Annotated in this window: 22 protein-coding genes; 15 read left to right on the plus strand and 7 right to left on the minus strand. The window is 75.2% G+C overall.

Annotated elements, in window-relative coordinates; translation table 11 throughout:
• Window positions 1–65 precede the first annotated feature (65 nt).
• Entirely contained in the window at window positions 66–1,061 is a 996-nt protein-coding gene (locus K330_RS0117565) for a glycosyltransferase family 2 protein (protein WP_022923124.1), read from the plus strand.
• Between the two features lie 91 nt (window positions 1,062–1,152).
• Here K330_RS0117565 and K330_RS23015 read toward each other — a convergent pair whose 3' ends face one another.
• From K330_RS23015 to K330_RS22170, 4 genes are all read right to left on the minus strand, one after another.
• Window positions 1,153–1,602 (minus strand): antitoxin, encoded by a 450-nt coding sequence (locus K330_RS23015; protein WP_169448610.1) that lies wholly within the window; start codon window positions 1,600–1,602, stop codon window positions 1,153–1,155.
• A 54-nt stretch (window positions 1,603–1,656) separates the two neighbouring features.
• Window positions 1,657–2,331 (minus strand): 3-oxoacid CoA-transferase subunit B, encoded by a 675-nt coding sequence (locus K330_RS23805; protein WP_022923126.1) that lies wholly within the window; start codon window positions 2,329–2,331, stop codon window positions 1,657–1,659.
• 3 nt (window positions 2,332–2,334) lie between these two features.
• Window positions 2,335–3,129 carry a CoA transferase subunit A gene (locus tag K330_RS23810; protein WP_022923127.1) on the minus strand — a complete coding sequence of 265 codons (795 nt, stop codon included), beginning with the start codon at window positions 3,127–3,129 and terminating at the stop codon, window positions 2,335–2,337.
• A 117-nt stretch (window positions 3,130–3,246) separates the two neighbouring features.
• On the minus strand, window positions 3,247–3,990 hold the full coding sequence (locus K330_RS22170; protein WP_022923128.1) for a TIGR03089 family protein: 744 nt from the start codon (window positions 3,988–3,990) through the stop codon (window positions 3,247–3,249).
• A gap of 193 nt (window positions 3,991–4,183) precedes the next feature.
• Between K330_RS22170 and K330_RS0117590 the strand changes: the two genes are divergently transcribed.
• Complete coding sequence (locus K330_RS0117590; RefSeq protein WP_040658358.1) at window positions 4,184–5,059, plus strand: DNA-3-methyladenine glycosylase family protein; 876 nt, start codon at window positions 4,184–4,186, stop codon at window positions 5,057–5,059.
• A gap of 226 nt (window positions 5,060–5,285) precedes the next feature.
• Here K330_RS0117590 and K330_RS0117595 read toward each other — a convergent pair whose 3' ends face one another.
• Both K330_RS0117595 and cofD read right to left on the minus strand, forming a co-directional pair.
• Entirely contained in the window at window positions 5,286–6,356 is a 1,071-nt protein-coding gene (locus K330_RS0117595; RefSeq protein WP_022923130.1) for a coenzyme F420-0:L-glutamate ligase, read from the minus strand.
• Window positions 6,353–7,336 (minus strand): 2-phospho-L-lactate transferase, encoded by a 984-nt coding sequence (cofD, locus tag K330_RS0117600; protein ID WP_022923131.1) that lies wholly within the window; start codon window positions 7,334–7,336, stop codon window positions 6,353–6,355. Before cofD ends, K330_RS0117595 begins: the two co-directional genes overlap by 4 nt.
• A gap of 175 nt (window positions 7,337–7,511) precedes the next feature.
• Here cofD and K330_RS0117605 point away from each other — a divergent pair, with 175 nt between their 5' ends.
• Genes K330_RS0117605 through K330_RS22180 form a run of 3 tightly spaced genes read left to right on the plus strand, consistent with a single transcriptional unit; the run spans window position 7,512 to window position 13,154 of the window.
• A complete protein-coding gene (locus K330_RS0117605; protein ID WP_029202837.1) occupies window positions 7,512–7,763 on the plus strand; it encodes a WhiB family transcriptional regulator in 252 nt (83 codons plus the stop codon).
• Window positions 7,764–7,800: 37 nt separating this feature from the next.
• Window positions 7,801–11,154: a glycosyltransferase gene (locus tag K330_RS0117610; protein ID WP_022923133.1), complete on the plus strand. Its 3,354-nt coding sequence runs from the start codon at window positions 7,801–7,803 to the stop codon at window positions 11,152–11,154.
• Window positions 11,151–13,154 (plus strand): DUF5719 family protein, encoded by a 2,004-nt coding sequence (locus tag K330_RS22180; RefSeq protein ID WP_156875869.1) that lies wholly within the window; start codon window positions 11,151–11,153, stop codon window positions 13,152–13,154. Before K330_RS0117610 ends, K330_RS22180 begins: the two co-directional genes overlap by 4 nt.
• Window positions 13,155–13,170: 16 nt before the next feature.
• Here the strand turns inward: K330_RS22180 and K330_RS0117620 are convergent, their stop codons facing one another.
• Window positions 13,171–13,557: a metallopeptidase family protein gene (locus tag K330_RS0117620; protein ID WP_022923135.1), complete on the minus strand. Its 387-nt coding sequence runs from the start codon at window positions 13,555–13,557 to the stop codon at window positions 13,171–13,173.
• Window positions 13,558–13,632: 75 nt separating this feature from the next.
• Between K330_RS0117620 and K330_RS0117625 the strand changes: the two genes are divergently transcribed.
• From K330_RS0117625 to mtrA, 10 genes are read left to right on the plus strand one after another with little or no spacing between them, the layout of a single operon-like run.
• Window positions 13,633–14,010: a DUF3499 domain-containing protein gene (locus K330_RS0117625; RefSeq protein WP_029202838.1), complete on the plus strand. Its 378-nt coding sequence runs from the start codon at window positions 13,633–13,635 to the stop codon at window positions 14,008–14,010.
• Window positions 14,011–14,062: 52 nt separating this feature from the next.
• Window positions 14,063–15,487 (plus strand): phosphomannomutase/phosphoglucomutase, encoded by a 1,425-nt coding sequence (locus K330_RS0117630; protein WP_022923137.1) that lies wholly within the window; start codon window positions 14,063–14,065, stop codon window positions 15,485–15,487.
• 4 nt (window positions 15,488–15,491) lie between these two features.
• Window positions 15,492–15,701, plus strand: a complete 210-nt coding sequence (locus K330_RS0117635; RefSeq protein ID WP_022923138.1) for a Trm112 family protein — start codon at window positions 15,492–15,494, stop codon at window positions 15,699–15,701.
• 11 nt (window positions 15,702–15,712) lie between these two features.
• Window positions 15,713–17,002: an SIS domain-containing protein gene (locus tag K330_RS0117640; protein ID WP_022923139.1), complete on the plus strand. Its 1,290-nt coding sequence runs from the start codon at window positions 15,713–15,715 to the stop codon at window positions 17,000–17,002.
• Between the two features lie 25 nt (window positions 17,003–17,027).
• Complete coding sequence (kynA, locus tag K330_RS22185) at window positions 17,028–17,957, plus strand: tryptophan 2,3-dioxygenase (protein WP_022923140.1); 930 nt, start codon at window positions 17,028–17,030, stop codon at window positions 17,955–17,957.
• Between the two features lie 50 nt (window positions 17,958–18,007).
• The gene (locus K330_RS0117650; protein WP_029202840.1) at window positions 18,008–19,261 is read left to right on the plus strand and encodes a kynureninase; all 1,254 of its coding nucleotides are present in this window, start codon (window positions 18,008–18,010) and stop codon (window positions 19,259–19,261) included.
• The gene (locus tag K330_RS0117655; protein WP_022923142.1) at window positions 19,258–20,367 is read left to right on the plus strand and encodes a DNA polymerase IV; all 1,110 of its coding nucleotides are present in this window, start codon (window positions 19,258–19,260) and stop codon (window positions 20,365–20,367) included. The genes K330_RS0117650 and K330_RS0117655 overlap by 4 nt, the downstream gene beginning before the upstream one ends.
• Window positions 20,368–20,386: 19 nt before the next feature.
• Window positions 20,387–21,874 carry a mycothione reductase gene (locus K330_RS22190; RefSeq protein ID WP_022923143.1) on the plus strand — a complete coding sequence of 496 codons (1,488 nt, stop codon included), beginning with the start codon at window positions 20,387–20,389 and terminating at the stop codon, window positions 21,872–21,874.
• 46 nt (window positions 21,875–21,920) lie between these two features.
• Window positions 21,921–23,435, plus strand: a complete 1,515-nt coding sequence (gene ahcY / locus K330_RS0117665; protein ID WP_202804546.1) for an adenosylhomocysteinase — start codon at window positions 21,921–21,923, stop codon at window positions 23,433–23,435.
• Window positions 23,436–23,474: 39 nt separating this feature from the next.
• Window positions 23,475–24,152 carry an MtrAB system response regulator MtrA gene (gene mtrA, locus K330_RS0117670; RefSeq protein ID WP_022923145.1) on the plus strand — a complete coding sequence of 226 codons (678 nt, stop codon included), beginning with the start codon at window positions 23,475–23,477 and terminating at the stop codon, window positions 24,150–24,152.
• Window positions 24,153–24,172 lie beyond the last annotated feature (20 nt).

A 24,172-nucleotide genomic window follows, 5' to 3' on the forward strand; every position in this document is an offset into this window, starting at 1 on the left:
GCCGCCTGCTGGGAGCGCAGGGTCTCCCGGCGTTTCCCGCCCTCGGGCGCGGGTACCCTCTCCGGGTGAGCAGCAGCCCGCAGACCTCGGCCGCAGGCACGGCATACCCGCCCGTCTCGGTCATCATGCCGATCCTCAACGAGGAGCACCACCTGCGCGAGGCGGTCGGCTCGGTGCTGGCCCAGGACTACCCGGGCGGGCTCGAGGTGGTGGTGGCGGTCGGCCCCTGCCGGGACCGCACCCATGAGGTCGCCGACGCGCTCGCCGCCGAGGACCCGCGCGTGGTGGTGGTGGACAACCCCGGCGGCCGCACGCCCGACGGGCTCAACGCCGCGATCGCCGCGAGCACCCACCAGGTCGTGGTGCGGATGGACGGGCACGGGGCGCTGTCGGAGGGGTACATCCGCCGGGCCGTCGAGGTGCTGGAGGAGACCGGCGCGGCCAACGTGGGCGGGGTGATGCTGGCCGAGGGCACCGGCTACCTGCAGCAGGCCGTGGCGGTCGCGATGCGCTCGCCGCTGGGGATCGGTGCGGCCCGCTTCCACGTCGGCGGGGACGCGGGCCCGGTCGACACCGTCTACCTGGGGGTCTTCCGCCGCGAGTGGCTCGAGCGGGTCGGCGGCTACGACCCCGCCTTCGCCCGGGCCCAGGACTGGGAGCTCAACCACCGCATCCGCGAGGCCGGGGGCACCGTCTGGTTCACCCCCGAGCTCACCGTCACCTACCGCCCGCGCGCCAGCCTGCGCGACCTCGCGCGGCAGTTCTACACCACCGGCCAGTGGCGTCGGCAGGTCGTCCGGGCTCACCCCGGCACGCTCAACCTGCGCTACCTCGCCCCGCCGGTGGCCACCGCGGCCGTCGCCGCCGGCGCGGTCGGCGGGCTGGTCTGGCGGCCGCTGTGGGCGCTGCCCCTCGGGTATGCCGCGGCCGTCACCGCGGGGGGCGCCTGGGCGGCGCGGGCCGAGCGACCGGCGGTCGTGGCCCGGATGCCCGCGGTCCTGGCGGTCATGCACCTCACCTGGGGCGCCGGGTTCCTGCGCGGCACGCGCGCACGCTCCTGACGGTCCGCACCCCCGGCCCACCTCCCACCACGCAGGTATGGCGTGCACGCGACCTGCGCGTGCACGCCATACCTGCGTCGGCGGCCCCGGGTCAGCGGTCCTGGCCAGGGGGCGGCGGCGGTGGGGTGTCCGGACCGGGCGGCGGGGGAGCGGCCGGCCCGGGCGGGGGTGTGGCGCCTCCGGGAGGCGGGGGCGGCGTCCCCTGACCCGGCGGCGGGGGCGGCGCGGCGGGACCGGGCGGTGGCGGCGTGCTGGAGGGCGGGACGACCGGTCCGGCGCCGGTGGTCGACCCGTCCTCCTGACCCGCGACCTTCCCGCGTGCGGTGCGGGCGGCCTGCTCGGCCTTGGCGATCTTGTCGGCGTACCGGCCGCCGGTGCGCTGGTCGACCGCGGCGCCGGTCTTCGCGATGGCGTCGTCGATCGTCGAGCCGTGCTTGCCGGCGAGCTCGGCGGCCTGGTGCCTGGCCTGCTCGGCCGCCTTCTTGACGTTGTCCAGGAAACCCACGTGGTCCTCCTCGGTGCTGCGGGCGGATGTGCCCATCATGCAACGCCGCGGGGACCCGTGGGGTTCCGGAGCCTCGTGCGAGGGGTCTGCTCAGCCCTCGTGCGGAGACACCGGCTCGGGCGTGGGCTCGTCCACCGCGACCGTGAGCTCGGGCTCGGTCTTGTCCACGACCTCCTCGACGCTGACGCCCGGGGCCACCTCGCGCAGGACCAGGCCGTCGGGGGTCACGTCGATGACGGCGAGGTCGGTGATGATGCGCTGGACGACCTGCAGGCCGGTGATCGGCAGCGAGCACTCCTGCACGATCTTGTGGCTGCCGTCCTTGGCGACGTGGTCCATGAGCACGATGACCTTCTTGGCGCCCATGACCAGGTCCATGGCGCCGCCCATGCCCTTGACCATCTTGCCCGGGATCATCCAGTTGGCGATGTCGCCGGCGGCCGACACCTGCATCGCGCCCAGGATCGCCGCGTCGACCTTGCCGCCGCGAATCATCCCGAAGCTGGTCGCCGAGTCGAAGATCGAGGCGCCCGGGCGCAGGGTGACGGTCTCCTTGCCCGCGTTGATGAGGTCGGGGTGCTCCTCGCCCTCGTAGGGGTAGGGGCCGACGCCGAGGATGCCGTTCTCGGACTGCAGCACCAGCTCGACGTCGTCGGGGACGTAGTTGGGCACGAGGGTGGGCATGCCGATGCCCAGGTTGACGTAGTCGCCGTCCTTGAGCTCGGCGGCCGCGCGGGCCGCCATCTCCTCACGGTTCAGTGCCATGGCTCAGGCCTCCTCGGTGGTGGTGCCCGGGCGCGGCCGGGTGGTTCTCTTCTCGATGTCCTTGTCGGCCGCCTGCTCAGGGGTCAGGGCGAGCACCCGCTGGACGTAGATGCCGGGCAGGTGGACCTCGTCGGGGTCGATCTCGCCGGGCTCGACCAGCTCCTCGACCTCGGCCACCGCGACACCGGCCGCCATCGCGCACAGCGGGTTGAAGTTGCGGGCCGAGCGGTTGAAGACGAGGTTGCCGTGCCGGTCGCCCTTGGCGGCCCGGACCAGGCCGAAGTCGGCGAAGATCGAGTCCTCGAGCACGTACTCCCGGGTGTGCCCGCGCACCGTGAACTCGCGCTTCTCCTTGGGCGGCGACTGCTTGACGACGTTGCCCTCGGCGTCGTAGCGCCACGGCATACCGCCCTCGGAGACCTGCGAGCCCACGCCGGTGGGCGTCCAGAAGGCGGGGATGCCTGCGCCGGCGGCGCGCATCTTCTCGGCCAGGGTGCCCTGCGGGGTCAGCTCGACCTCCAGCTCCCCGGCCAGGTACTGGCGCGCGAACTCGCGGTTCTCACCCACGTAGGAGGCGATGACCCGGCTGATGCGGCCCTCGGCCAGCAGCAGTCCCAGCCCGGCGCCGTCGACACCGCAGTTGTTGGAGACGACCTGCAGGTCCGACACGCCGCGCCTGAGCACCTCGGTGATCAGCACCGTCGGGATGCCCGAGAGGCCGAACCCGCCGACGGTCACGGTCATGCCGTCGGTGAGGCCCTCGACGGCCTCCGCTGCAGAAGCGACTACTTTGTCCATGGCCGTGAGGGTACCGGGCGGCGCACCGGCCTCCGGAGGCCGCCCCTGGAGCTGCCGTGGCCCTGGTGGGACGCGGTATGAGGCCAGGCCGGGCGGGCAGGGGCAGGCCGGGCCCGCTCAGGCCGGGAGGGCCGTCGGGCTGCGGTGGTCCACACCCTCGGAGACCAGGCGCGCGTCGGCGCCCTGCCCCGCGTGGGCGGGGGCTGCGCCGCGCACGAGCACCGCGGACCCGTCGGCCGCCAGCACCTGCAGCACCTGGCGCACGAGCAGGCCTGGGTCGGTGGTGGTGAGGAGCGTGCGGGCGCCTCGCGGCAGCTCCTCCAGGCCCTCGAGCAGCTCGGCGTAGCTCACCCGGTCGCCGCCCTGGACCAGCGCGATGTCCTCGGGCCCCGGCTCGTCCCAGGCGGTGAAGTCGTCGGCGTAGGAGGCCAGCTCCGCAGCCTCGTCCATGACGCCGGAGCGCAGCTCCGCGCCGAACTCCCGGGACAGCGCCGGCAACGTCACGGCCACGACCTCGTCGCTGTCCCCGGCGACGTCGCTGTCGGGGTCGGTGGTGACGAGGACATCGGCGCCCTCGTGGACGTCGACGGTCAGCGTCGCCCCCACGGACCACACGGCCAGGGCCCAGTAGGCCAGTCGCCAGTGCGGGCTGGGCAGGTCGACCAGCACCACCGACCCGGGCTGGACGTCCAGCCCCTCCTGGAGGGCGTTGGCGGCCTTGGCGACCCAGGTACGGAGCACGCGGCGGGAGATCTCGATCCGCTCGCCGCGCCCCTCGTCGGTGTCGTCGTAGAAGGTCAGGGCCGGACGGGTGGCGTCCGCGGAGACGGCGTCGTCGAGGACACGGGCTGGCAACTGCACGGCAAGAAGGTTAGCCGGTGGACGACGGCTTGCGCGGAGCACGTCGTCGGATGCACAGTGGTGCGCCGTGACAGCCGTCCCGCTGGTGCGCCGTGCGGGCGCCCAGAGAGGTCCCACCACCGTGCCATCCCCGTCGTCGCCGGCGCCAGCGCGCTCCTCCCGTCGCGCGTGGAGACCGTCGCGACAGGTCGACGTGGGCGCCACGTGGGGCGTGCTCCGCAGGGGTGCGGGTGACCCCGCCTGGCGGGTGACCGGCGGGAGCCTGTGGCGGGGGATCCGCACGCCGCAGGGGGCCGTCACGCTGCGCACGCAGAGCCGTCCCGCAGACGGGCTGGTGCTGGCCGAGGCGTGGGGGCCGGGGGCGGAGTGGGCGCTCGACCGGCTGCCGGCGATGCTCGGCGAGGAGGACACCGGTGCCGGAGCGTTCGTGGCCCACCACGAGCCGGTCGCCCTCGCCGCGCGGCGCTTCCCCGGGTGGCGGGTGCCCCGGACCGGGCTGGTCATGGAGTCTCTCGTCCCCGCGGTCATCGAGCAGAAGGTCACGGGCCAGGAGGCGTTCTCCGGGTGGCGGCGGATCGTGCAGCGCTTCGGCGACCCCGCGCCCGGCCCGGGGGCCGCGCTGGGTCTGACCGTGCCGCCGGACCCGCACACGCTGGCCCAGGTGCCCTCCTGGGAGTGGCTGCGCGCCGGTGTCAGCCCGCAGCGCTCGGACACCGTGATGCGGGTGTGCCGCCTGGCCGACCGGCTGCGCGACCTGCCCGACCTGGATCTGGTCGCGGCCCGGCGGCGGCTGGTCAGCGTCCCCGGCGTCGGCGTGTGGACGGCGGCCGAGACGGCGCACCGGGCGCTCGGGGACGCCGACGCGGTGAGCTTCGGCGACTACCACGTCGCGGCCAACATCGGCTGGGCCCTCACGGGCCGGCCCGTCGACGACCAGGGCCTGGTGGAGCTCCTGCGGCCCTACGGGCGCCAGCGTTACCGGGTGCAGCGCCTCCTGGAGCTCTCCGGCGCCCTGCGGCCGCGCCGCGGCCCGCGGATGGCGCCGCGGCGTCACCTGCCGATCGGCTGAGGAGCCCGTACCGGCCGGACCGGCCCTGTCGGACCGACCTCCGCCAGGCCACCCACCGGACCGCGTGACCCACCGTCCGACCTGGCGGCACACCTCGAGGGCGTGCTCGCCCTCCGTGGGTCGACATCGCCCAGCTGGACGATGTCGACCGACGCAGGGCGACCGCGCCGTGACGCGTGGTGCTGAGGTGCTCCGACTGGCGTCGGGGGCGTCGGGCGGGCTGGCCTCAGCCGGCCGGCACCGCGTCGTCGGTCGCGGACGGCGCCGCCAGCTCGACCGCGACCCCGACGTCGACCTGCTCACCGGCGAGCGCGACCTCCAGCCGTGCCGCGACGCGGCCGGCGAGGACCGGGTCCTCCGAGCTCACGGCATACCCGTCCGCCGGTGAGCCCGACACCGTGACCCCGGGGGCCTGACCGTGCAGGGCCAGGCGCACGGCACGGCCGCCGCGGACCAGGTCGTCCTCGGGCCGGACCGACGGGATGCCGACGTCCACCGCGGCCCCCGTGCCGGGCAGGACGCCGAGGGCCGTGCGCACGGCCTCGACCCGACCCAGGCCGAACCAGTCGGTCGGCCCGGTCCGCACCAGCGAGCGGGCGCCCGGCCCGGTCCCGTCGTCCAGGTGGTCGCCCATCCCGCGCACGACCGCGGCGGCCACCCCGCCCAGCTTGCCCTTGACGAGGTCGGCCGCGGCGGCCAGCTCGTCGGCGAGGGCGCGCGCGGTGACCGACAGCGCCCGCCCGTCAGCGTCGCTGCCGCCGCGCAGGTCGTCCAGGACGCGCAGGCCGTGCGAGCCCAGCGCGAGGTCGGTCTGGCCCTCGCGCCAGGGCCGCCCGGCGGTGTCGCTGAGGACCACGGCCACCTGCTGGGGTATGCCGTGCTCGGTCACCAGGACGGTGTGCAGGTCCCGCGCCACCGCGTCGGGGTCCTCCGGCAGCACCAGCACGCCGCCGTCCGGGCCGGTGTTGGAGGCGTCGAGACCGGCCGCAGCCATCACCGGCCCGGCGACGGCCTCGACGATCCGGGTCGTGCCGCTGCCCGGGGTGGCGCGCTCGGCCACCACGCGGCGGCTGTGGCGCAGGACCAGCCCCTCCCGATCGGTGCCGTCGGGCTCGCGCAGGCCGAGGGCCTTGGAGACGACCTTGCTGGAGACCACGAGCACGTCACCCTCGCGCAGGCCTCCGAGCGGGGCCAGGGCGGTCGCCAGGAGCGCGGGCAGGTCGGCACCGGTGACGACCTCGGGGACACCGTGGACCGGCAGCACCTGGACGGTGCCGACCGGGAGCGAGGCGCTCACCGGGCGTCCGCCGAGAGGTCGCGTGCGAGGTCGAGGGCGGCACCGGCGATGCGGGCCGCGCCCTCCGTGTCGCGCATCAGCAGGTCGAGGTGGCGCACGGTGACCCGGGCGGGGGAGGCCGAGCCCGCGTCGGCGTCGTCCACCAGCCACCCGTCGAGGAGGTCGGCGTAGAGGCCGGCGACGCCCGCGGCCGACACCTCCACCCCCAGCGGTGCGAGGCAGGCGTCGGCGTGTCCACGGACCGGCCGGCCTCCGATGATCGGGCTGACACCCACCACGGGGGCCCGGGTGCCGCGCAGGGCGTCGCGGACGCCGGGGACGCCGAGGATGATCCCGATCGAGACCACCGGGTTGCTCGGCGGCAGCAGGACCACGTCGGCCTCCCGCACGGCCTCCAGGACCCCCGGGGCGGGGGTGGCCTGGTGCAGCCCGGCGACGGTGAAGCGACGGGCCGGCAGGCCCGCCCCGTGCCGCACCCACCACTCCTGGAAGTGGATCGCCCGCTCACCCCCGTCCCCGTCGTCGACGACCACGTGCGTCTCGATGGGGGTGTCGGTGGCCGGGAGCAGCCGCACGCCCTGCCCGGGCAGCCCCCAGCGGGCCGCCAGCCGGGCGGTCACCTCGCTCAGGGTCGCGCCCTGTGACAGCCAGAGGCTGCGCGCGACGTGCGTGCCCAGGTCCTTGTCGCCCAGGCCGAACCACTGCGGCTGCACGCCCAGGGCGCCGAGCTCGTCCATGACCCGCCGGCTGTCCTCCTCCCGCCCCCACCCCTGGCCCTCGTCGACCGCGCCGCCGAGGGTGTAGAGCAGGGAGTCCAGGTCCGGGCACACCCGCAGCCCGAAGAGGGTGATGTCGTCGCCGGTGTTGCCCACGACGGTCACCCTGTGGTCCCCTTCCACCCCGTCCCGGGAGAGGGCGTGGACGAGCCCACGGACGAAGCGGGCGCCGCCGACGCCTCCGGACAGGACGGTGATCTGCATGTGCTCATTGTGAAGAATCGAGAGGCAATAGCAGATCTGGGGTTGACTCCTGAGGATGACACGCGTGTAATTCGGGGTGTCGTGACTTTGCGTTCGAAGGCAGCTCGGGCGTCGGGGCGGCGGTGGGACACGTGTTGGCATAGGTCGAGGAGGAGCCGTGCACGAGCTGGAGCTGATGTCATTGCTGAACGGGGTCGACGACGTCGAGGAGGCGTCGTGGCAGGAGCGCGCCCTGTGCGCGCAGACCGACCCCGAGGCGTTCTTCCCGGAGAAGGGCGGCTCGACCCGGGAGGCCAAGAAGGTGTGCGTGGGCTGCGAGGTCCGCGCCGAGTGCCTGGAGTACGCCCTGGCCAACGACGAGCGCTTCGGCATCTGGGGCGGCCTGTCGGAGCGCGAGCGGCGCAAGCTGAAGAAGCGCGCCGTCTGAGGGTGGCCCAGCCCCGTCAGCCGGCACCCGCGACCCGATGACCTCGTCCACGACGGTCTCCCGGCCCGCGCCCGGGACCCGTCCGGGACGGGCCCGGGTCGACGACGTGACGGTCGTCGTCCTGACGCACCCGCACGGGCCTCCGCTCGACGACCTGCTCGACGCCCTCGCCGGGCAGCGCCGGCGCCCGCAGCGGCTCCTCGTCACCGGTCTCGACCCCGAGGGTGAGGAGCTGGCCCGGGCGCACGAGCACCCCCTCGTCGCCCGCGACCGCGTGCCCCTGCTCGTCCGTGACCCCCTGCCCCTGGACAGGCACGAGGTCGAGGCGGGCGAGCCCGCGCTGTGGCGCGTGGTCGAGGACGCCCGCGAGGCGCTGCCGGTGCATGCGGACCACTGGATCTGGCTCCTGCAGGACGACAGCCTGCCCGAGCCGGGGGCCCTGGAGGCCCTGGTCGGGGCGGTGCGCCGCAACAGCCGCGTCGGTGTCGTCGGGCCCAAGCTCGTCCGGCTCGACGACCCTCGTCTGCTCGTCGGCGTGGGGCACCACCTCACGGTCGGCGGGCGCGCCGCCGACCTCCGGCAGGCAGCCCTGGTCGACCAGGGGCAGCTGGACCGGCGCCAGGACGTCCTGGGCGTCCCGCTCGCCGGCTCGCTCGTGCGCAGCGACCTGCTCACCGAGGCGGGCGGGCTTGACCCCGCCTTCGGCGGCGACGGCGTCGCCGGCCTGGACCTGGGCTGGCGCACGCACCTGCTCGGGCAGCGCGTGGTCGTGGCCCCCGACGCCGTGGTCCGCCAGGGCGACGCCGGACTGGGCGTGGTGGACCCGCGGCGCACCCGCGTCCGGCAGCGTCAGCTCGCCCTCTCCCGCGGGTCGGTGTGGTCCGCCCCCTGGCGAGCCCTCGGCATCGCCCTGTCCAGCACCCTCGCCGCACTGGTGCTGCTGCTCGTCAAGCGCCCCCGCGAGGCCGGCGACGAGTGGGCGGACGTGCGCGCCGTGCTGCGCCCGGGCCGCGGGCTCGGCGCCCGGATGCGCTTCCGCTCCCGCCGCACGGTGAGACCGCGCGACCTGCGCGGTCTCTTCGTGCCGGCCGCCAGCGGGTGGCGCAGCACCCTCGACACCGTCGGCGAGGCCGTCGACCCCCGTGACCGCACCGCCCGCGAGCGCGCCCTCAACCAGCACCGGCGCAGCGGCGGCACGGACACCGGACCGGTCTCGGAGGAGTTCGCCGAGCTGGACGCCGAGGGCGCGCGCCGCCGCCTGTGGAGCTGGCCGCTCGCGCTCGCCCTGCTCGGTGCCGTCGCGCTGACCGGATGGCGGTGGCGCGACCTGCTCCCCGCCCTCGCGCCGCACGGACCCGGCGTGACCGGCGGCGAGCTCGGCTCCGCCCACACCGGGTCGGCGGGACTGTGGCGCTCGGCGCTGGACGGGTGGCGCGGTGACGGCCTCGGCCACGACCGGGTCGCCGAGCCGTGGTTGCTCCCGCTGTCGGCCGTGACCCGTCTCGTCGAGGCCGTGGGCGGCCCCGACTTCGCGCCGGCCACCGCCGGTGTCGCGCTCGGCTGGCTGCTGGTGGCCTGCGTGCCCGCCGCCGTGCTCACCGCATACCTCGCCCTGCGCCGGGTCTCCCGGCGGCGGTGGCTGCGGGCCGGGCTGGCCCTCGGGTGGGCCGGGCTCGCGCCGCTGACCGCGGCGGTCGGGGAGGGCCGCGTCGGCCCCGCCGTCGTGCACGTGCTCGCGCCGCTGCTGCTCGCCGGGTATGCCGTGTCCGCCACCCGTGCCGGAGGCGTGCGGCGGACCGCCGCCGTCTTCGCCACCGTGATCGGCGTGACCCTAGCCGTGCAGTGGGTGCCGCCGGTGCTGGTGCCGGCGACCCTCGGCGGCCTGGCCCTGCTGGTCCTCGGCCGGGGCTCGGCACGCTGGCGTGGTGCCGCGCTCGCGGTGCTGCCCTGGACGCTGCTGCTGCCGTGGCTGCCCGCCGTCGTCGGCGCCCCCGTGCGCCTGCTCGGCGGCGCGGGTGCCACGCTGGCCGGTCCCGACTTCCCGAGTGGTCCGGAGGCCTGGCAGGTCCTGCTGCTGCAGACCGGCCCAGTTGACGGTGCATCGCTGGCGGCCACGCCCTGGGTGACCTGGTTGACGGTGCCGCTGTGGCTCGCCGCCCTCGGTGCGCTGCTCACCCGGGGACGGGCGGTCCGCCGCGCGACCGTGCTCGTCGCCGCAGCCGTCGTGCTGGTCGGCACGGCGATGCTGCTCCCGCGCCTGGCGCTGGGCACGTTGCCGCCCGGGCACACCGAGCAGGGCGAGGTGGTCACGACCTGGCCGGGGACGATGCTGTCGTTGGCCGGGGCGGCCCTGCTCCTGGCGGCCGGGCTGGGCCTGGACCGCCTGCTGAGGGTCGCGGGCCGGATCCACGCGCAGCGTCGGCGCCGCCTGGAGGAGGGCCGGTCGAGCACCGGCGCCACGGACGCCGGTCACGGTGCGCCGGTGCCGTCGTGGCTGCGCGGTCCCGGCGCCTCGGCAGCAGCCGTGGGTGCCGTGGCGCTGGTCGTGCTGGGCGCTCTGGTGCCCCTGGGCCTCACGACGGTCCGGGAGGCGCTGCCGCTCGTCGCCGCCGCCGACCCGCTGCCCGCCGTCGCCGCAGAGCAGGCCCGCGGGCCGGCCGCGGTGCGCACGCTCGTGCTGGCACCCGTGGAGGAGGGCGCCGCCGACCCGGCCGGGGAGGAGGCGCAGACCCGCTCGCTCGACGTCGACCTGCGCGGTGACGAGCCCGAGCCCGCCCGCATCCTGCGCGACCGCGCGGCCGAGCTGGCGACCGGGGTGCCCGCCGCGGGCCGGCTCGCGGACGCCGCGTCGGCCGTGGCGGGCGAGGCTGCCCCGACCGAGGCCGTGGCCGCGCTGCACGACCTCGCGGTCGGCTACGTCCTCGTCGAGGCCGACGCGCGCCACCCGCTCGTGACCCAGGTCGACAGCCTTCCCGGCCTGAGCCGGGTCAGCAGCCCGGAGGGTCAGGTGCTGTGGCGGATGACCGACAACGATGCCGCACGCGTCCGCGTGGCGGGGCCCGACGGTCGGACCCTGCAGCGTCTGGACGTGACCGGCCCGCACGCGGCGGCGTCCGGGCAGGTGCAGGACCTTCCGGAGGGGGCCGCCCTGCGGGTCTCCGAGGGGCAGGGCTGGCACCGTCAGGCCACCGTGCACGTCGACGACCGGCCTGTCGTGATCCAGCCCGACGGCCGGGTCGACCTGCCGACCGGGACGCACCAGGTCGACGTCGCGGTCCGGACGCCGCTGCTGGCGTGGCACGTGCTGGCCCTCGTGCTCGGCGTCGTCATCGCCTTCCTGGCGCTGCCCTTCGGCCGCGTCGAGGCCGACCGCGAGGAGGAGGTCCGATGAGCGAGCCTTCCGGGCAGCACGGGGCTGCCAATCCCCACGACGACGGCCAGGGTGCCGACGCCGCCAGTACTCCTGTCGGCGCCCCCGCCGCCTCTGCCGACACCACCCAGGCTCCTGCCGGTGAGAGCCCGCGGGGATCGTCCGGAGCGCTGCGCGCGCTCTCGTCGCCGTGGTGGCGCGTGGGCGTCGCCGTGGCGGCGGTTGGCGCCCTCACGTGGGGCGTCACCGCCTCCGACGCCGCGCTCCGGCTGGGGGAGGACGCCCCGGGTGACGGGGCAGCGGCCACCGCGGGCGCGCAGGCCGGGGCCTACGTGCAGACCGCGGTGCTCGCCTGCCCGGGCACCGTGCCCTGGCTGGACGACGAGGCGGCATCGAGACCCGCCGTGGACGTGGTCGCCCTTGGCCCCCCGGCCTCCGTGCTGGGGCAGGCACCCCCGGCGTCGGGCGACGACGCCTCGGGCACGGCGGCGCCGGACGACGCTCATGCGACCTCCGTGCCGGACGAGGCCTCTGCCACGTCTGCACCGGACGAGGCCGCGTCGACGGCCGCCCCGGACGAGGCCGCGTCGACGGCCGCCCCGGACGACGCCGCGTCGACGGCCGCCCCGGACGACGCCGCGTCGACGGCCGCTCCGGACGAGGCCGCGTCCACGTCCGCTCCTGACGGGACCTCCGTGCTCCGCGCCACCGACCCGGCGAGTCTGTCGGTGGACCTGGAGCACGGCATACCCGCCGGGATCTCCCTGGAACGGGCCTCGTCCGCGCTGGTGGAGGCCTCCGGCACGATCGCTCCCGGGGTCGTCGGAGGCCAGCTCGGCCTGGGCACCGAGCCCGGCTCCCGAGGCCTGACGCTGGCGGGGTGCGTGCCGGCGGGGGAGGCCCAGTGGCTCGTGGGCGGCGGGTCGGCGCCCGGCCGCGCCGAGCAGCTCGTGCTGACCAACCCCGGCCCCGACCCCGTGACGGTCGCCGTCGCCGTCTGGGGGGCGGAGGGCCCGGTCACCACCACCGGCGCGGGCAGCATCGTGGTGCCCGGAGGAGGGCGCGCCGTCGAGCTCCTCGACGGGCTGGCGCCGGCCGTCGACGCACCGGTCGTGGGCGTGACCGCCACGGGCGGGCCGGTCGTCGCCCACCTCGCCGAGACCTACCGCGACGGCACCACCGACCGGGGGACCGAGGTCGTCCCGCCGGTGGCGGCGCCCGCCACCGACCTCGTCGTCCCGGCGCTGCCCGCGGCGCCCGAGGGGCACGAGCGGCAGGTCGTCCTGCGCGTCGCGGCGCCTGGGGACCGGCAGGCCGTCGTGGAGCTCACGGCCCTGACGCCCGAGGGTGCCGTGCGCCTGAGCGACCAGGTCACGCGCGTGCCCGCCGGCTCCACGGTCGACCTGGCGCTCGACGACCTGCCCGAGGGTGCGACAGCCCTGCGGCTGCGCGCCGACGAGCCCGTCACGGGCGGTGCACGGCTGGAGGTGCTCCCGGCCGAGGACGACCCGCTGGTCGTCGACCCCGCGACCGCCACCGCCAACCCCGCCGAGGGCGACGCCGCGACCGCGACCGACGGTCCGGACGGCGACGGCGACAGCGATGGCACCGAGCAGGGCGAACCTCTGCTCAGGGCCGCGGGCGACGTCGCCTGGGTCGGTGCGACCGCGCCCGCGGGCGGGCCCGCCGGGCTGGCCCTGCCCGACCGGTCGGGCGTGCCCGGTGCGGCGGCCGCCCTGGCGCTGAGCGCCGTCGACGCGACGACCGCGTGGGTCACCTGGGTCGACGAGGAGGGCACGCAGACGTCCCGGTCGGTGGAGCTGCCCAACGACACGACAGAGCTGGTCGCACTGCCGCCGGAGGCCAGGGCCGTGTGGGTCGGCACGACCGGCGGGGCAGGGGTCGCGTCAGCGGTGCACGTGACCGGGGGCGACGACCGGGGACCTCTTGTCGCGTCGAGCACCGTCCCGCAGCTGCCCTGGACGCGTCAGGTCACCCAGGTCCGTCCCGCCGTGCCCTGAGCCCGGCGTCGCCGGGTCAGGCCAGGTCCTCCGGGTCACGACCCAGCATCCGGGCCACCTGCTCGGCCATCACCTCGTAGACGATGGCCGCGAGCTCGGTGTCGTCGTGGGCCCGCTGGGCGATCGGTCGGCGGTAGAGCACCAGCCGGGCGGGCAGCGTCCGCTCGGCCGGGAACAGCCGCCCCAGCGGCACCCCGTGCTCCCAGGGCGCAGGGTCGGACGGGGGCACCTCCTCGACGGCCAGCTCGACGCCGAGCTCGTGCTCCAGGCGCCGCTCCAGCATCTCGGCCGCGTCGAGCACGAGGTCGTCGAAGCGGGTGCTGCGCGAGGTCATCACCGGCACCGGCGGCCAGGCCAGCGGGCCCCGCATGCCGTGCCCGCGACGGTCCCTCCTCGTGCCCACGCGTCGACACTATCCCGACGCCCGGCCCGGAGTGGTGCCGCAGGTTTGTCGGACGGTCGGCCTATGGTGGACCCCGTGACAGCCCTCCGCCAGTGCTCCAAGACCACGTGCGTGCGTCCGGCGTCGTCGACGCTGACGTACGTCTACGCCGAGCAGACCGCGGTGCTGGGCCCGCTGGCGACCTACGCCGAGCCGCACTCCTACGACCTGTGCGAGGAGCACGCGACCCGGCTGACCGCACCGCGCGGCTGGGACGTCGTGCGCATCGAGCTCCCGGAGGGTCAGCCACGTCCTCCGGTCGACGACCTGGCCGCCCTCGCCGACGCCGTGCGCGAGCACCGCGGGTCGGTCGTCCACGTCGAGGCCGGCGCCCGCGAGGCCACCACGGGGGCGGGGGCGACCGTGACCGAGATCGCGCGCCGCGGCCACCTGCGGGTCCTGCGGGACCGCTGATCCGCCCCCGACCCGACGGCACCCCGACGGTGCGTCGCTACTCTTGGCTGCTGTGAGCCCGGTCAACCTCTCCGACGTCGTCAAGGCGTATGACGTGCGCGGTCTTGTCCCCGAGCAGCTCGACGGCCGCGTCGCACGGGCCCTGGGCTCCGCGTTCGCCCAGGTGGTCGCGCTGCCGGAGGGGGAGCAGGGGGTCGTGGTCGGGCACGACATGCGCGAGACGTCTCCGGAGCTGGCGCGGGAGTTCGCCGCCGGTGTCGCCGCCCAGGGCGTCGACGTGACCATGATCGGGCTGTGCTCCACCGACGGCCTCTACCACGCCAGCGGCTCGCTGGACCGGGCCGGGGCGATGTTCACCGCGAGCCACAACCCGGCGCAATACAACGGGATCAAGCTGTGCCGGCGCGGCGCCCGTCCCGTCGGCCAGGACTCCGGCCTGGCGGAGGTGCGTGACCTGGCCCAGTGGCTCCTGGACCGCGGGGCGATGCACGACCTGCCCTCGCCCGGGCGGGTCGGCAGCGTGACCGAGACCGACCTGCTCGCCGACTACGCCGCATACCTACGCTCCCTGGTGGACCTGCGCGGCAGCCGCCCGCTGACGGTCGTCGTCGACGCCGGCAACGGGATGGCGGGCCTGACCGTGCCCGCGGTGCTGGGGGCCGGTGGGCTGCCGCTGGAGGTGGTGCCGCTCTACTTCGAGCTCGACGGCACCTTCCCCCACCACGAGGCCAACCCGCTCGTGCCGGAGAACCTGGTGGACCTGCAGGCCGCCGTCGTCGAGCACGGCGCCGACCTGGGGCTGGCCTTCGACGGGGACGCCGACCGGTGCTTCTTCGTCGACGAGCGCGGCCACGTGGTCGACCCCAGCACCGTCACGGCGCTCGTGGCCGACCGCGAGATCGCCAAGGAGGTGGCCGCCGGCCGGGAGGCGGCCGACGTGGCCGTCGTGCACGGCGCGATCGTCTCCCGCGCCGTCCCCGAGACCATCGCCGCGGCGGGCGCCCGCGCCGTGCGCACCCGGGTCGGGCACAGCTTCGTCAAGGCCGTGATGGCCGAGCACGAGGCCGTCTTCGGCGGCGAGCACTCGGCGCACTACTACTTCCGCGACTTCTGGTACGCCGACACCGGCATGCTCGCCGCGCTGCACGTGCTGGCGGCGCTCGGGGAGCAGGAGCACCCGCTCTCCGAGCTCGTCGCGGGCTACGCGCGCTACGTGGCCTCCGGGGAGATCAACTCGACCGTCGGTGACGCGGCCGCCGCGACCGCCCGGGCCCGCGCCTGGGCGCAGGAGCAGGGGGCGGTCGCCGACACCCTCGACGGTGTCACGATGACCCGGGAGGGGGCGCCGATGTGGTGGTTCTCCCTGCGTCCGAGCAACACCGAGCCGCTGCTGCGGCTCAACGTCGAGAGCGACGACCGGGCGACGATGGAACAGGTCCGGGACACCGTCCTGCGACTGGTGCGACAGGAGAGCTGAAGAGATGGCACGTCCGGAGTACGAGTCCTGGGTCCGCGAGATCCTGCGCTGCCCGGTGGGCAAGCACCCGTTGGTCGACGTCGAGGACGAGCAGGGCGCCCCCGCCCTGCAGTGCGCCGAGGACTGCGACGGCCCGGGTCGGCGCCGCCGCTACCCGGTCGTCGACGGCATCCCGGTGCTGCTGGCCGACGACGCGACCGTCGTCTCCGTCTGAGGGGCAAGGACGTGGCGCCCTACATCGACGAGGCCCTGCTCGACGACCCCGACGAGCTGAGCCGCAAGGACTCCCGCTCGACCCTGCGGGCGCTCGCCTCCGCCGGGGCACAGGTCCGCGAGGCCCTGCACCTGTCCCGGGAGGCCGGCATCGACCGGCTGGCCGACCAGGAACGGCCGCGCTCGGTGCTGGTCGCGGCGATCGGGGGCAGCTCCATCGTCGCCGACGTCCTCGAGCTGCTCGCCGAGCCGGGCTCGCCGGTGCCGGTCCAGGCCCGGCGCAACCTGCCCCTGCCCGGGTGGGTCGGGCCCCTCGACCTCGTCGTCGCCGTGTCGCTGTCGGGCCGGGCGCCCGGCCCCCTGGCGGTGGCGGCGGAGGCCGCCCGGCGCGGTGCCTCGCTGCTCACGGTGGGCCTGGACGACTCTCCGCTGGCGGAGGTGACCCGGCGCGCCCGCGGCACCCACATCGGGATCGGCCGCAACCGCACCAGCTCCCGCACCGCGCTGTGGACCCTCCTGGCCCCGGTACTCGTCGGTGCCGACCGGCTCGGTCTGCTCGACGCCCCCGAGGAGTCGCTGCTGGCGGTCGCCGACCGGCTCGACGAGCGCGCCGAGGAGCTGCGGCCCTCCTCCGAGGCGTTCGTCAACCCGGCCAAGCTGCTGGCCGTCCAGCTGGCCGAGACCGTCCCGGTGGTTCTGGGGGACGGTCCCCTCGGCGGGGTGGCGGCCGCGCGGGCCTCCTCGATGCTGGCCCGCACCGCGCGCATCCCCGCCCTGTGGGGCGAGCTGCCCGACGCGGCCAGCGGCATCGTCGCCTGCTTCGACGGGCCCTACACCGCCATCGGCGGACGCCGCCCGGGCACCTACGACGACAGCCGCATCCGCCTCGGCGACATCGACACCAGCGGCTGGGAGCCGCACCACTTCGACGAGCCCGACGGCGAGCTGCTGGAGCGTCCGCGCGGACCGCGGGGCACGGCGGGGCGCGACCTCTTCGCCGACCCCTACCTCGACGGCCCCGCGCCGCCGCAGCTGGGCCTGCTCATGCTCCGCGACGCCCCGGCGCAGGCGCCCACGCCGGAGACGGTCGAGGCGGAGACCCTGACCGACGCCGTGCTCACCACCGCCCGCGACGCGGGGGTGCGGGTCATGGAGGTCCGCGCCGGAGCCGGTGACCCCGTCGTGCGCCTCGCCGACCACGTCGCGATGGTCGACTTCGCCGCGACCTACCTGGCCATCGGGCTCGGACTCGACCCCTCCGTCAGCCCGCACGTGGCCGACCTGCGCGACCGGACCAGCTGACGAGGCGTCTGCCAGACTCGACCCCGTGAGCAACGCCGCCCCCGACCGCGCCGACGACCCCGTCGCACGCCATACCCGAGCCGTCCGTGACCTGGAGGGTGGGATCGAGCGCGACTTCGAGCGCAACCTGTCCTACGGGGAGTACCTCGACCTGCACACGGTGCTCTCGGCGCAGCACCCGCGCGCGGTGCCGCCGCGCCACGACGAGCTGCTGTTCATCATCCAGCACCAGACCTCCGAGCTGTGGCTCAAGCTCATGCTCCACGAGCTCACGTCCGCGCGGGAGCTGCTCCGCAGCGACGACCCGCAGCCGGCGCTCAAGCGCCTGGCGCGCGTCAAGCACATCCAGCACACGCTGACCGAGCAGTGGTCGGTGCTGGCCACCCTGACGCCGAGCGAGTACGCCCTGTTCCGCTCCTTCCTGGCCACCGGGTCGGGCTTCCAGTCCTGGCAGTACCGGGCCGTGGAGTTTTCGCTGGGCAACAAGAACCCCGACATGCTCCGCGTCTTCGCCCACGACCCCCAGGTGCACGCGGAGCTGGAGCGCCTGCTGCACGAGCCGAGCCTCTACGACGAGGTGCTGCGCTGGCTCGCCCGGCGCGGCCACCCCGTCCCGGCGCAGGTGCTCGAGCGCGACCTGACGCGTCCCTACGAGGCGAACGAGGGCGTCGTCGACGTCTTCGCCGCCGTCTACGCCGACCCGGCGCGGCACTGGGCGGAGTACCACGTCGCCGAGGACCTCGTCGACGTCGAGGACAACTTCCAGGTATGGCGCTTCCGGCACCTGAAGACGGTCGAGCGCATCATCGGCTCCAAGCGGGGCACCGGCGGCAGCTCCGGCGTGCCGTTCCTGCGCCGGGCGCTGGACCTGACCTTCTTCCCCGAGCTCTACGACGTCCGCAGCCGGATCCAGGACGTCACACCGGACGGCTACCACGGAGGAGACGGCTCGTGAGCGGTGAGCGCAGCGGCAACGGCGGAGGCGGAGGCGGAGGCGGAGGCGTGGTGACGGTGTCGGGGGCGGCACCCACCCGCGCCGACGCGCTCGCGCTCGACGCGGCCGACCCGCTGGGCGGCTACCCCGACCGCTTCGAGCGGGCGGAGGGCGTCGTGGCCTACTTCGACGGCAACTCCCTCGGGCGCCCGGTGGCCGGCGTCGCCGAGGCGATGGCAGGCTTCGTCCGCCACGACTGGGGCACCCGCCTCATCCGCAGCTGGGACGAGGGCTGGATGCGGTGGCCCGAGGAGGTCGGCGACCTGGTCGGCCGGGTCGCCCTCGGCGCGGCGCCCGGGCAGACGGTCGTCGCCGACTCCACGACGGTGCTGCTCTACAAGCTCCTGCGTGCCCTCGCCGACCACCAGCGCGCGCTCGACCCGGCGAGGACCGAGATCGTGCTCGACCGCGACAACTTCCCCTCCGACCGCTACGTCGCCGAGGGCGTGGCCGCCGAGCGCGGTATGGCGCTGCGCTGGATCGAGGTCGACACGGCCGCGGGCGTGACGCCGGAGCAGGTGGCGGAGGTCGTCGGTCCGGCCACGGCGGTCGTGCTGCTGTCGCACGTGGCCTACCGCTCGGGTTGGGTCGCCGACGCCGAGGAGATCACCCGCCTGGCCCACGACGCCGGCGCGCTGGTGCTGTGGGACACCTGCCACTCCGCGGGGTCGGTGCCGGTCCGCGCGGACGACTGGGGCTGGGACGCCGCGGTGGGCTGCGACTACAAGTACCTGGGCGGGGGTCCCGGGGCGCCGGCGCACGCCTACCTCGCCGCCCGGCTGCACGACCTGCCGACGCTGCGCCAGCCGGTGCAGGGCTGGATGGGCCGGCGCGACCCGTTCGCCATGGCCCAGGGCTACGAGCCGGAGCCCGGCGTCCGGTCGCTGGTCAGCGGCACCCCGCCGGTCGTCGGCATGGTCCCGCTGCGCCTGTCGCTGCAGCTGCTCGAGGAGGCCGGCATCGAGGCGGTGCGCACCAAGTCGCTGCGGCTGACCGACCTGGCCTGGGCCATCGTCGAGGACTGGCCGGCCGGGACCGGGGTCACCGTCGGCAGCCCCCGCGAGCACGCGCGGCGCGGCGGGCACATCACGCTGCGCCACCCCGACTTCCAGGCCGTCAACCAGCGGCTGTGGGAACGCGGGGTGATCCCCGACTTCCGGGCGCCCGACGGTCTGCGCCTCGGCCTGGCCCCGCTGTCGACGCGCTTCACCGAGGTCTGGGACGGTCTGGCCGCCGTCCGCGAGGAGCTCGAGCGCCTGAGGTGAGCCAGGCCGGGGAGAGGCACGGGCAGGGGGCTGCCGTCGAGCAGCCCTGGGTGCTGCACGTCGACCTCGACCAGTTCATCGCCGCCGTCGAGGTGCTGCGCCGCCCCGAGCTCGCCGGCCGTCAGGTGGTCGTGGGCGGCCGCGGCGACCCGACCGAGCGTGGCGTGGTCTCCACCGCGTCCTACGAGGCGCGCGAGCTCGGCGTCGGCTCGGGTATGCCGCTGCGCGTCGCGGCGCGCAAGGCGCCGGAGGCGGTGTTCCTGCCCGTCGACCACGCGGCCTACGACGCCGCGTCCGCGGAGGTGATGGGCACCCTGCGGGCGGTGCCGGACGTCCGGGTGCAGGTGCTCGGCTGGGACGAGGCGTTCGTCGGCGCGGTGACCGACGACCCCGAGGCGCTCGCCCGCCGCCTCCAGGGCGACGTCCTCGAACGGACCCGCCTGCACTGCTCGGTCGGGATCGGCGACACCACGGTCCGCGCGAAGATCGCGACGGGGTTCGGCAAGCCGCGCGGCGTCTTCCGCCTGACCCGCGAGAACTGGCTGGCCGTCATGGGCGACCGGCCCACCGTCGACCTGTGGGGCGTGGGCCGGCGCATCTCCGCGCGGCTGGAGGGGCTGGGCGTGCGCACGGTCCGCGAGCTGGCGCACGTGGACCCGGAGGTCCTGGTGGGGGAGTTCGGGCCGCGCATGGGTCCCTGGTACCGCCAGCTGGGCCGTGGCGAGGGCGCCCGTGAGGTGGACGACACGCCGTGGGTCGCCCGCGGGCACAGCCGGGAGCGGACCTACCAGCAGGACCTCACCGACCCGGCGCGGATCCGGCAGGAGGTCCGCGACCTGGCCGCCACCGTGCTCGACGACGTCGCCGCGGAGGGGCGCCCGGTCGTGCGGGTCACGCTCAAGGTCCGCTACGCCCCCTTCCTCACCCGCAGCTACGGGCGCAAGATCCCTCCGACGCACGACCGGGCGCCGGTCACCGACGCCGCCCTGGCCCTGGCCGGGCGCATCGAGCCCGACCGCCCCGTGCGGCTGCTCGGCGTGCACGCCGAGATGGCGATGCCACACGGCTCGAGGGACGGGACGACACCCACGCGGGCCGCGTGGTAGCGCCATCTACCCTGGCAGGGTGACGGACAGCACCCACTACGACCTCGTGATCATCGGCAGCGGCTCGGGCAACTCGCTCGTGACGCCGGACTTCGAGTCCAGGCGCGTGGCCGTCGTCGACCGGGGCAGCGGCAGCGCCGACGCCTTCGGCGGGACCTGCCTCAACGTGGGCTGCATCCCCACCAAGATGTTCGTGTATGCCGCAGAGGTGGCCGGGACGGTCCGCGACGCCGCGCGGTTCGGCATCGACGCGACCCTCGACGGCGTCCGGTGGCCCGACATCCGCGACCGCATCTTCGGCCGCATCGACCCCATCAGCGAGGGGGGACGCGACTACCGTCGCGACGCCGACCACACGGAGGCCTACCTCGGTCACGCCCGCTTCGTCGGCGACCGCGAGCTCGAGGTCGAGATCACCCTGCCCGGCGGCCGCCACGAGGTCGGCACGACCCAGCGGATCACCGGCGACCAGGTCGTCATCGCCACGGGGTCCCGCCCGCGCGTGCCCGACGTCATCCTCGGCTCGGGCGTGCCCTTCCACACCTCTGACACGGTCATGCGCATCGAGGAGCTGCCCGCCACCATGGTGATCGTCGGCGGCGGCGTGATCGCGGCGGAGTTCGCGCACGTCTTCTCCGCGCTCGGCGTGCACGTCACGGTCATCACCCGCACCGAGCGCCTGCTGCGGGTCCTGGACACCGAGCTGTCCCAGGCGTTCACCGACCTGGCGCACGAGCGGTGGCACGTGCACACGAACGCCCAGCCCACGGCTGCGCGGCGCGCCGGTGACGGCGTCGAGCTGGACCTGGCCGACGGCACCGTCGTCAGCGGCGAGCTGCTCCTGGTCGCCACCGGCCGGCGCCCCAACAGCGACGACCTCGGCCTGGAGGCGGCCGGGGTGCGGGTACGCGAGGACGGCCGTGTCGAGGTCGACGAGCACGGGCGCACCAGCGCCCCCGGCGTATGGTCCCTCGGCGACGTCAGCTCGCCCCACCAGCTCAAGCACGTGGCCAACCACGAGGCACGGGTCGTCGCGCACAACCTGGTCCACCCCGAGTCCCTCCTCTCCTTCGACCACCGCTACGTCCCCGCGGCCGTCTTCAGCGAGCCGCAGGTGGCCACGGTCGGCCTCACCGAGGAGCAGGCCCGTGAGCAGGGCTATGACGTGACGACCAAGACCCAGCGCTACGGCGACGTCGCCTACGGCTGGGCGATGGAGGACACCACCGGCCTGTTCAAGGTCGTCGGCGACCGGCGCACCGGGCACGTGCTGGGCGCGCACGCCATCGGCCCGCACTCCTCGAGCCTGATCCAGCCGGTCATCCAGGCGCTGAGCCTGGGCGGTCCGACCGGTCCGCTGACCGCCTCGCAGCTCGCGCGCGGGCAGTACTGGATCCACCCGGCGCTGTCGGAGGTGCTCGAGAACGCCCTCCTGGGCCTGGAGGTGGCGCCCTACCAGGACGCCACCGCCGACTACGACCCGGAGGGCGAGCACGTCACGCCGTAGCGGCGCCTGGCGGGACCGACCAGCACGGACACGTAGCATGAGCAGCATGTCCGTAGCAGCAAGCACGAGCACCCCGCACACGCTGTCGGCGAGCGACACCGCGCTGCCCCACAAGGTCCGCGACCTCTCCCTCGCCGAGCAGGGCCGGCACCAGATCCGGCTGGCCGAGCACGAGATGCCGGGGCTGATGACGCTGCGCGAGCGGTTCGGCGACCAGCAGCCGCTGGCCGGCGCCCGCATCGCCGGCTCGCTCCACATGACCGTGCAGACGGCCGTGCTCATCGAGACCCTCGTGGCGCTCGGCGCGCAGGTGCGCTGGGCCTCCTGCAACATCTTCTCCACCCAGGACGAGGCGGCGGCCGCGGTCGTCGTCGGCCCGCACGGCAGCCCGCAGGACCCCCGGGGCGTCCCGGTCTTCGCCTGGAAGGGCGAGACGCTGGAGGAGTACTGGTGGTGCACCACCCAGATCATGCTCTGGCCCGACGGTCAGGGCCCCAACATGATCCTCGACGACGGCGGTGACGCGACGCTGCTGGTGCACAAGGGCCGGGAGTGGGAGCAGCTCGGCGCGGTCCCGGGTGCGCAGCCGGAGGACCCCGAGGAGTGGAAGGTGATCCTGGAGACGGTCCGCGCCGGCCTCGCCGACCACCCCACCCGGTGGACCGACGTGGCCGCGGGCCTGCGGGGCGTGACCGAGGAGACGACGACCGGCGTGCACCGGCTCTACCAGCTGCACGAGGCCGGCCAGCTGCTCGTCCCCGCGATCAACGTCAACGACTCGGTCACCAAGTCCAAGTTCGACAACGTCTACGGCGTCCGGCACAGCCTCGTCGACGGCATCAACCGGGCCACCGACGTGCTCATCGGCGGCAAGGTCGCGGTCGTCTGCGGCTTCGGCGACGTCGGCAAGGGCTGCGCCGAGGCGCTGCGCGGCCAGGGCGCGCGCGTCATCGTCACCGAGATCGACCCGATCTGCGCCCTGCAGGCCGCGATGGAGGGCTACCAGGTGGCCCGGCTCGACGACGTCATCGGCCAGGCCGACTTCGTCGTCACCGCGACCGGCTGCAAGGACGTCGTCACGGCCGAGCACATGCGCCGCCTCAAGGACAAGGCGATCGTGGGCAACATCGGCCACTTCGACAACGAGATCGACATGGCCGGCCTGGCCCGCGTCCCCGGCGTGCAGCGCACCGAGATCAAGCCCCAGGTGCACGAGTGGACCCTGCCGGCGGAGACCGTCGACGGCGCGGACCGCCCGCAGCGCTCGGTCATCGTGCTGTCCGAGGGCCGGCTGCTCAACCTCGGCAACGCCACCGGCCACCCCAGCTTCGTGATGTCGACCAGCTTCGCCAACCAGGTGCTGGCCCAGGTCGAGCTCTTCGGCAGCCCCGAGGACTACCCGCTCGGCGTCCACACCCTGCCCAAGGAGCTCGACGAGGAGGTCGCCCGGATCCACCTGGGGTCCGTGGGCGCCGACCTCACCGAGCTGTCCAAGGAGCAGGCCGCCTACCTCGGGGTGGACGTCGCCGGGCCCTACAAGCCCGACCACTACCGCTACTGACCCGGCACCACCCCATACCCCGCCCGTGCAGGAGGAGCAGTGACCGCCAGCGTTCTCGTGGTCGACGACGACCAGGCCCTTGCCGAGATGCTCGGCATCGTGCTGCGCAAGGAGGGGTATGACGTGGCCACCTGCGCCGACGGCGGGCGGGCGCTGGCGATGTTCCGCGAGCTGCGCCCCGACCTGGTGCTGCTCGACGTCATGCTCCCGACGATGGACGGCATCGAGGTCGCCCGGCAGCTGCGGGTGGAGTCGGGCGTGCCGATCGTCATGCTCACCGCCCGGACCGACACCAAGGACGTCGTCGCGGGCCTGGAGGCCGGCGCCGACGACTACGTGGTCAAGCCCTTCAAGCCCCAGGAGCTGCTGGCGCGCATCCGCGCCCGGCTGCGACGCGTCGACACCGGGGGCGACGGCCGGCTGCAGGTCGGTGACGTCGTCATCGACGTGGCCGGTCACGAGGTGACCCGGGCGGGGGAGCGCATCCCGCTGACGCCGCTGGAGTTCGACCTGCTCGTCGCGCTGGCCAGCAAGCCGACGCAGGTGTTCGACCGCGAGTCGCTGCTGGAGCAGGTCTGGGGCTACCGGCACGCCGGCGACACCCGCCTGGTCAACGTCCACGTCCAGCGTCTGCGGTCCAAGATCGAGAAGGACCCCGAGAACCCCCAGATCGTGGTGACCGTCCGTGGTGTCGGTTACAAGGCCGGCCACCCCTGAGGCGCCGGTCGTCGCCCCGC

This window comes from Ornithinimicrobium pekingense DSM 21552 (genome assembly GCF_000421185.1).
In the GTDB taxonomy this organism is placed as follows: Bacteria; Actinomycetota; Actinomycetes; order Actinomycetales; family Dermatophilaceae; genus Ornithinicoccus; species Ornithinicoccus pekingensis.

Bases quoted from the DNA above. Each gene is read 5' to 3' on its own strand.
- K330_RS0117610 (WP_022923133.1), top strand. From the start codon at position 7,801: ATGACCTCGTCCACGACGGTCTCCCGGCCCGCGCCCGGGACCCGTCCG.
- K330_RS0117635 (WP_022923138.1), top strand. From the start codon at position 15,492: ATGGCACGTCCGGAGTACGAGTCCTGGGTCCGCGAGATCCTGCGCTGC.
- K330_RS22180 (WP_156875869.1), top strand. From the start codon at position 11,151: ATGAGCGAGCCTTCCGGGCAGCACGGGGCTGCCAATCCCCACGACGAC.
- K330_RS23810 (WP_022923127.1), bottom strand. From the start codon at position 3,129: ATGGACAAAGTAGTCGCTTCTGCAGCGGAGGCCGTCGAGGGCCTCACC.
- ahcY (WP_202804546.1), top strand. From the start codon at position 21,921: ATGTCCGTAGCAGCAAGCACGAGCACCCCGCACACGCTGTCGGCGAGC.
- cofD (WP_022923131.1), bottom strand. From the start codon at position 7,336: ATGCAGATCACCGTCCTGTCCGGAGGCGTCGGCGGCGCCCGCTTCGTC.
- K330_RS23805 (WP_022923126.1), bottom strand. From the start codon at position 2,331: ATGGCACTGAACCGTGAGGAGATGGCGGCCCGCGCGGCCGCCGAGCTC.
- K330_RS0117605 (WP_029202837.1), top strand. From the start codon at position 7,512: ATGTCATTGCTGAACGGGGTCGACGACGTCGAGGAGGCGTCGTGGCAG.
- K330_RS23015 (WP_169448610.1), bottom strand. From the start codon at position 1,602: ATGGGCACATCCGCCCGCAGCACCGAGGAGGACCACGTGGGTTTCCTG.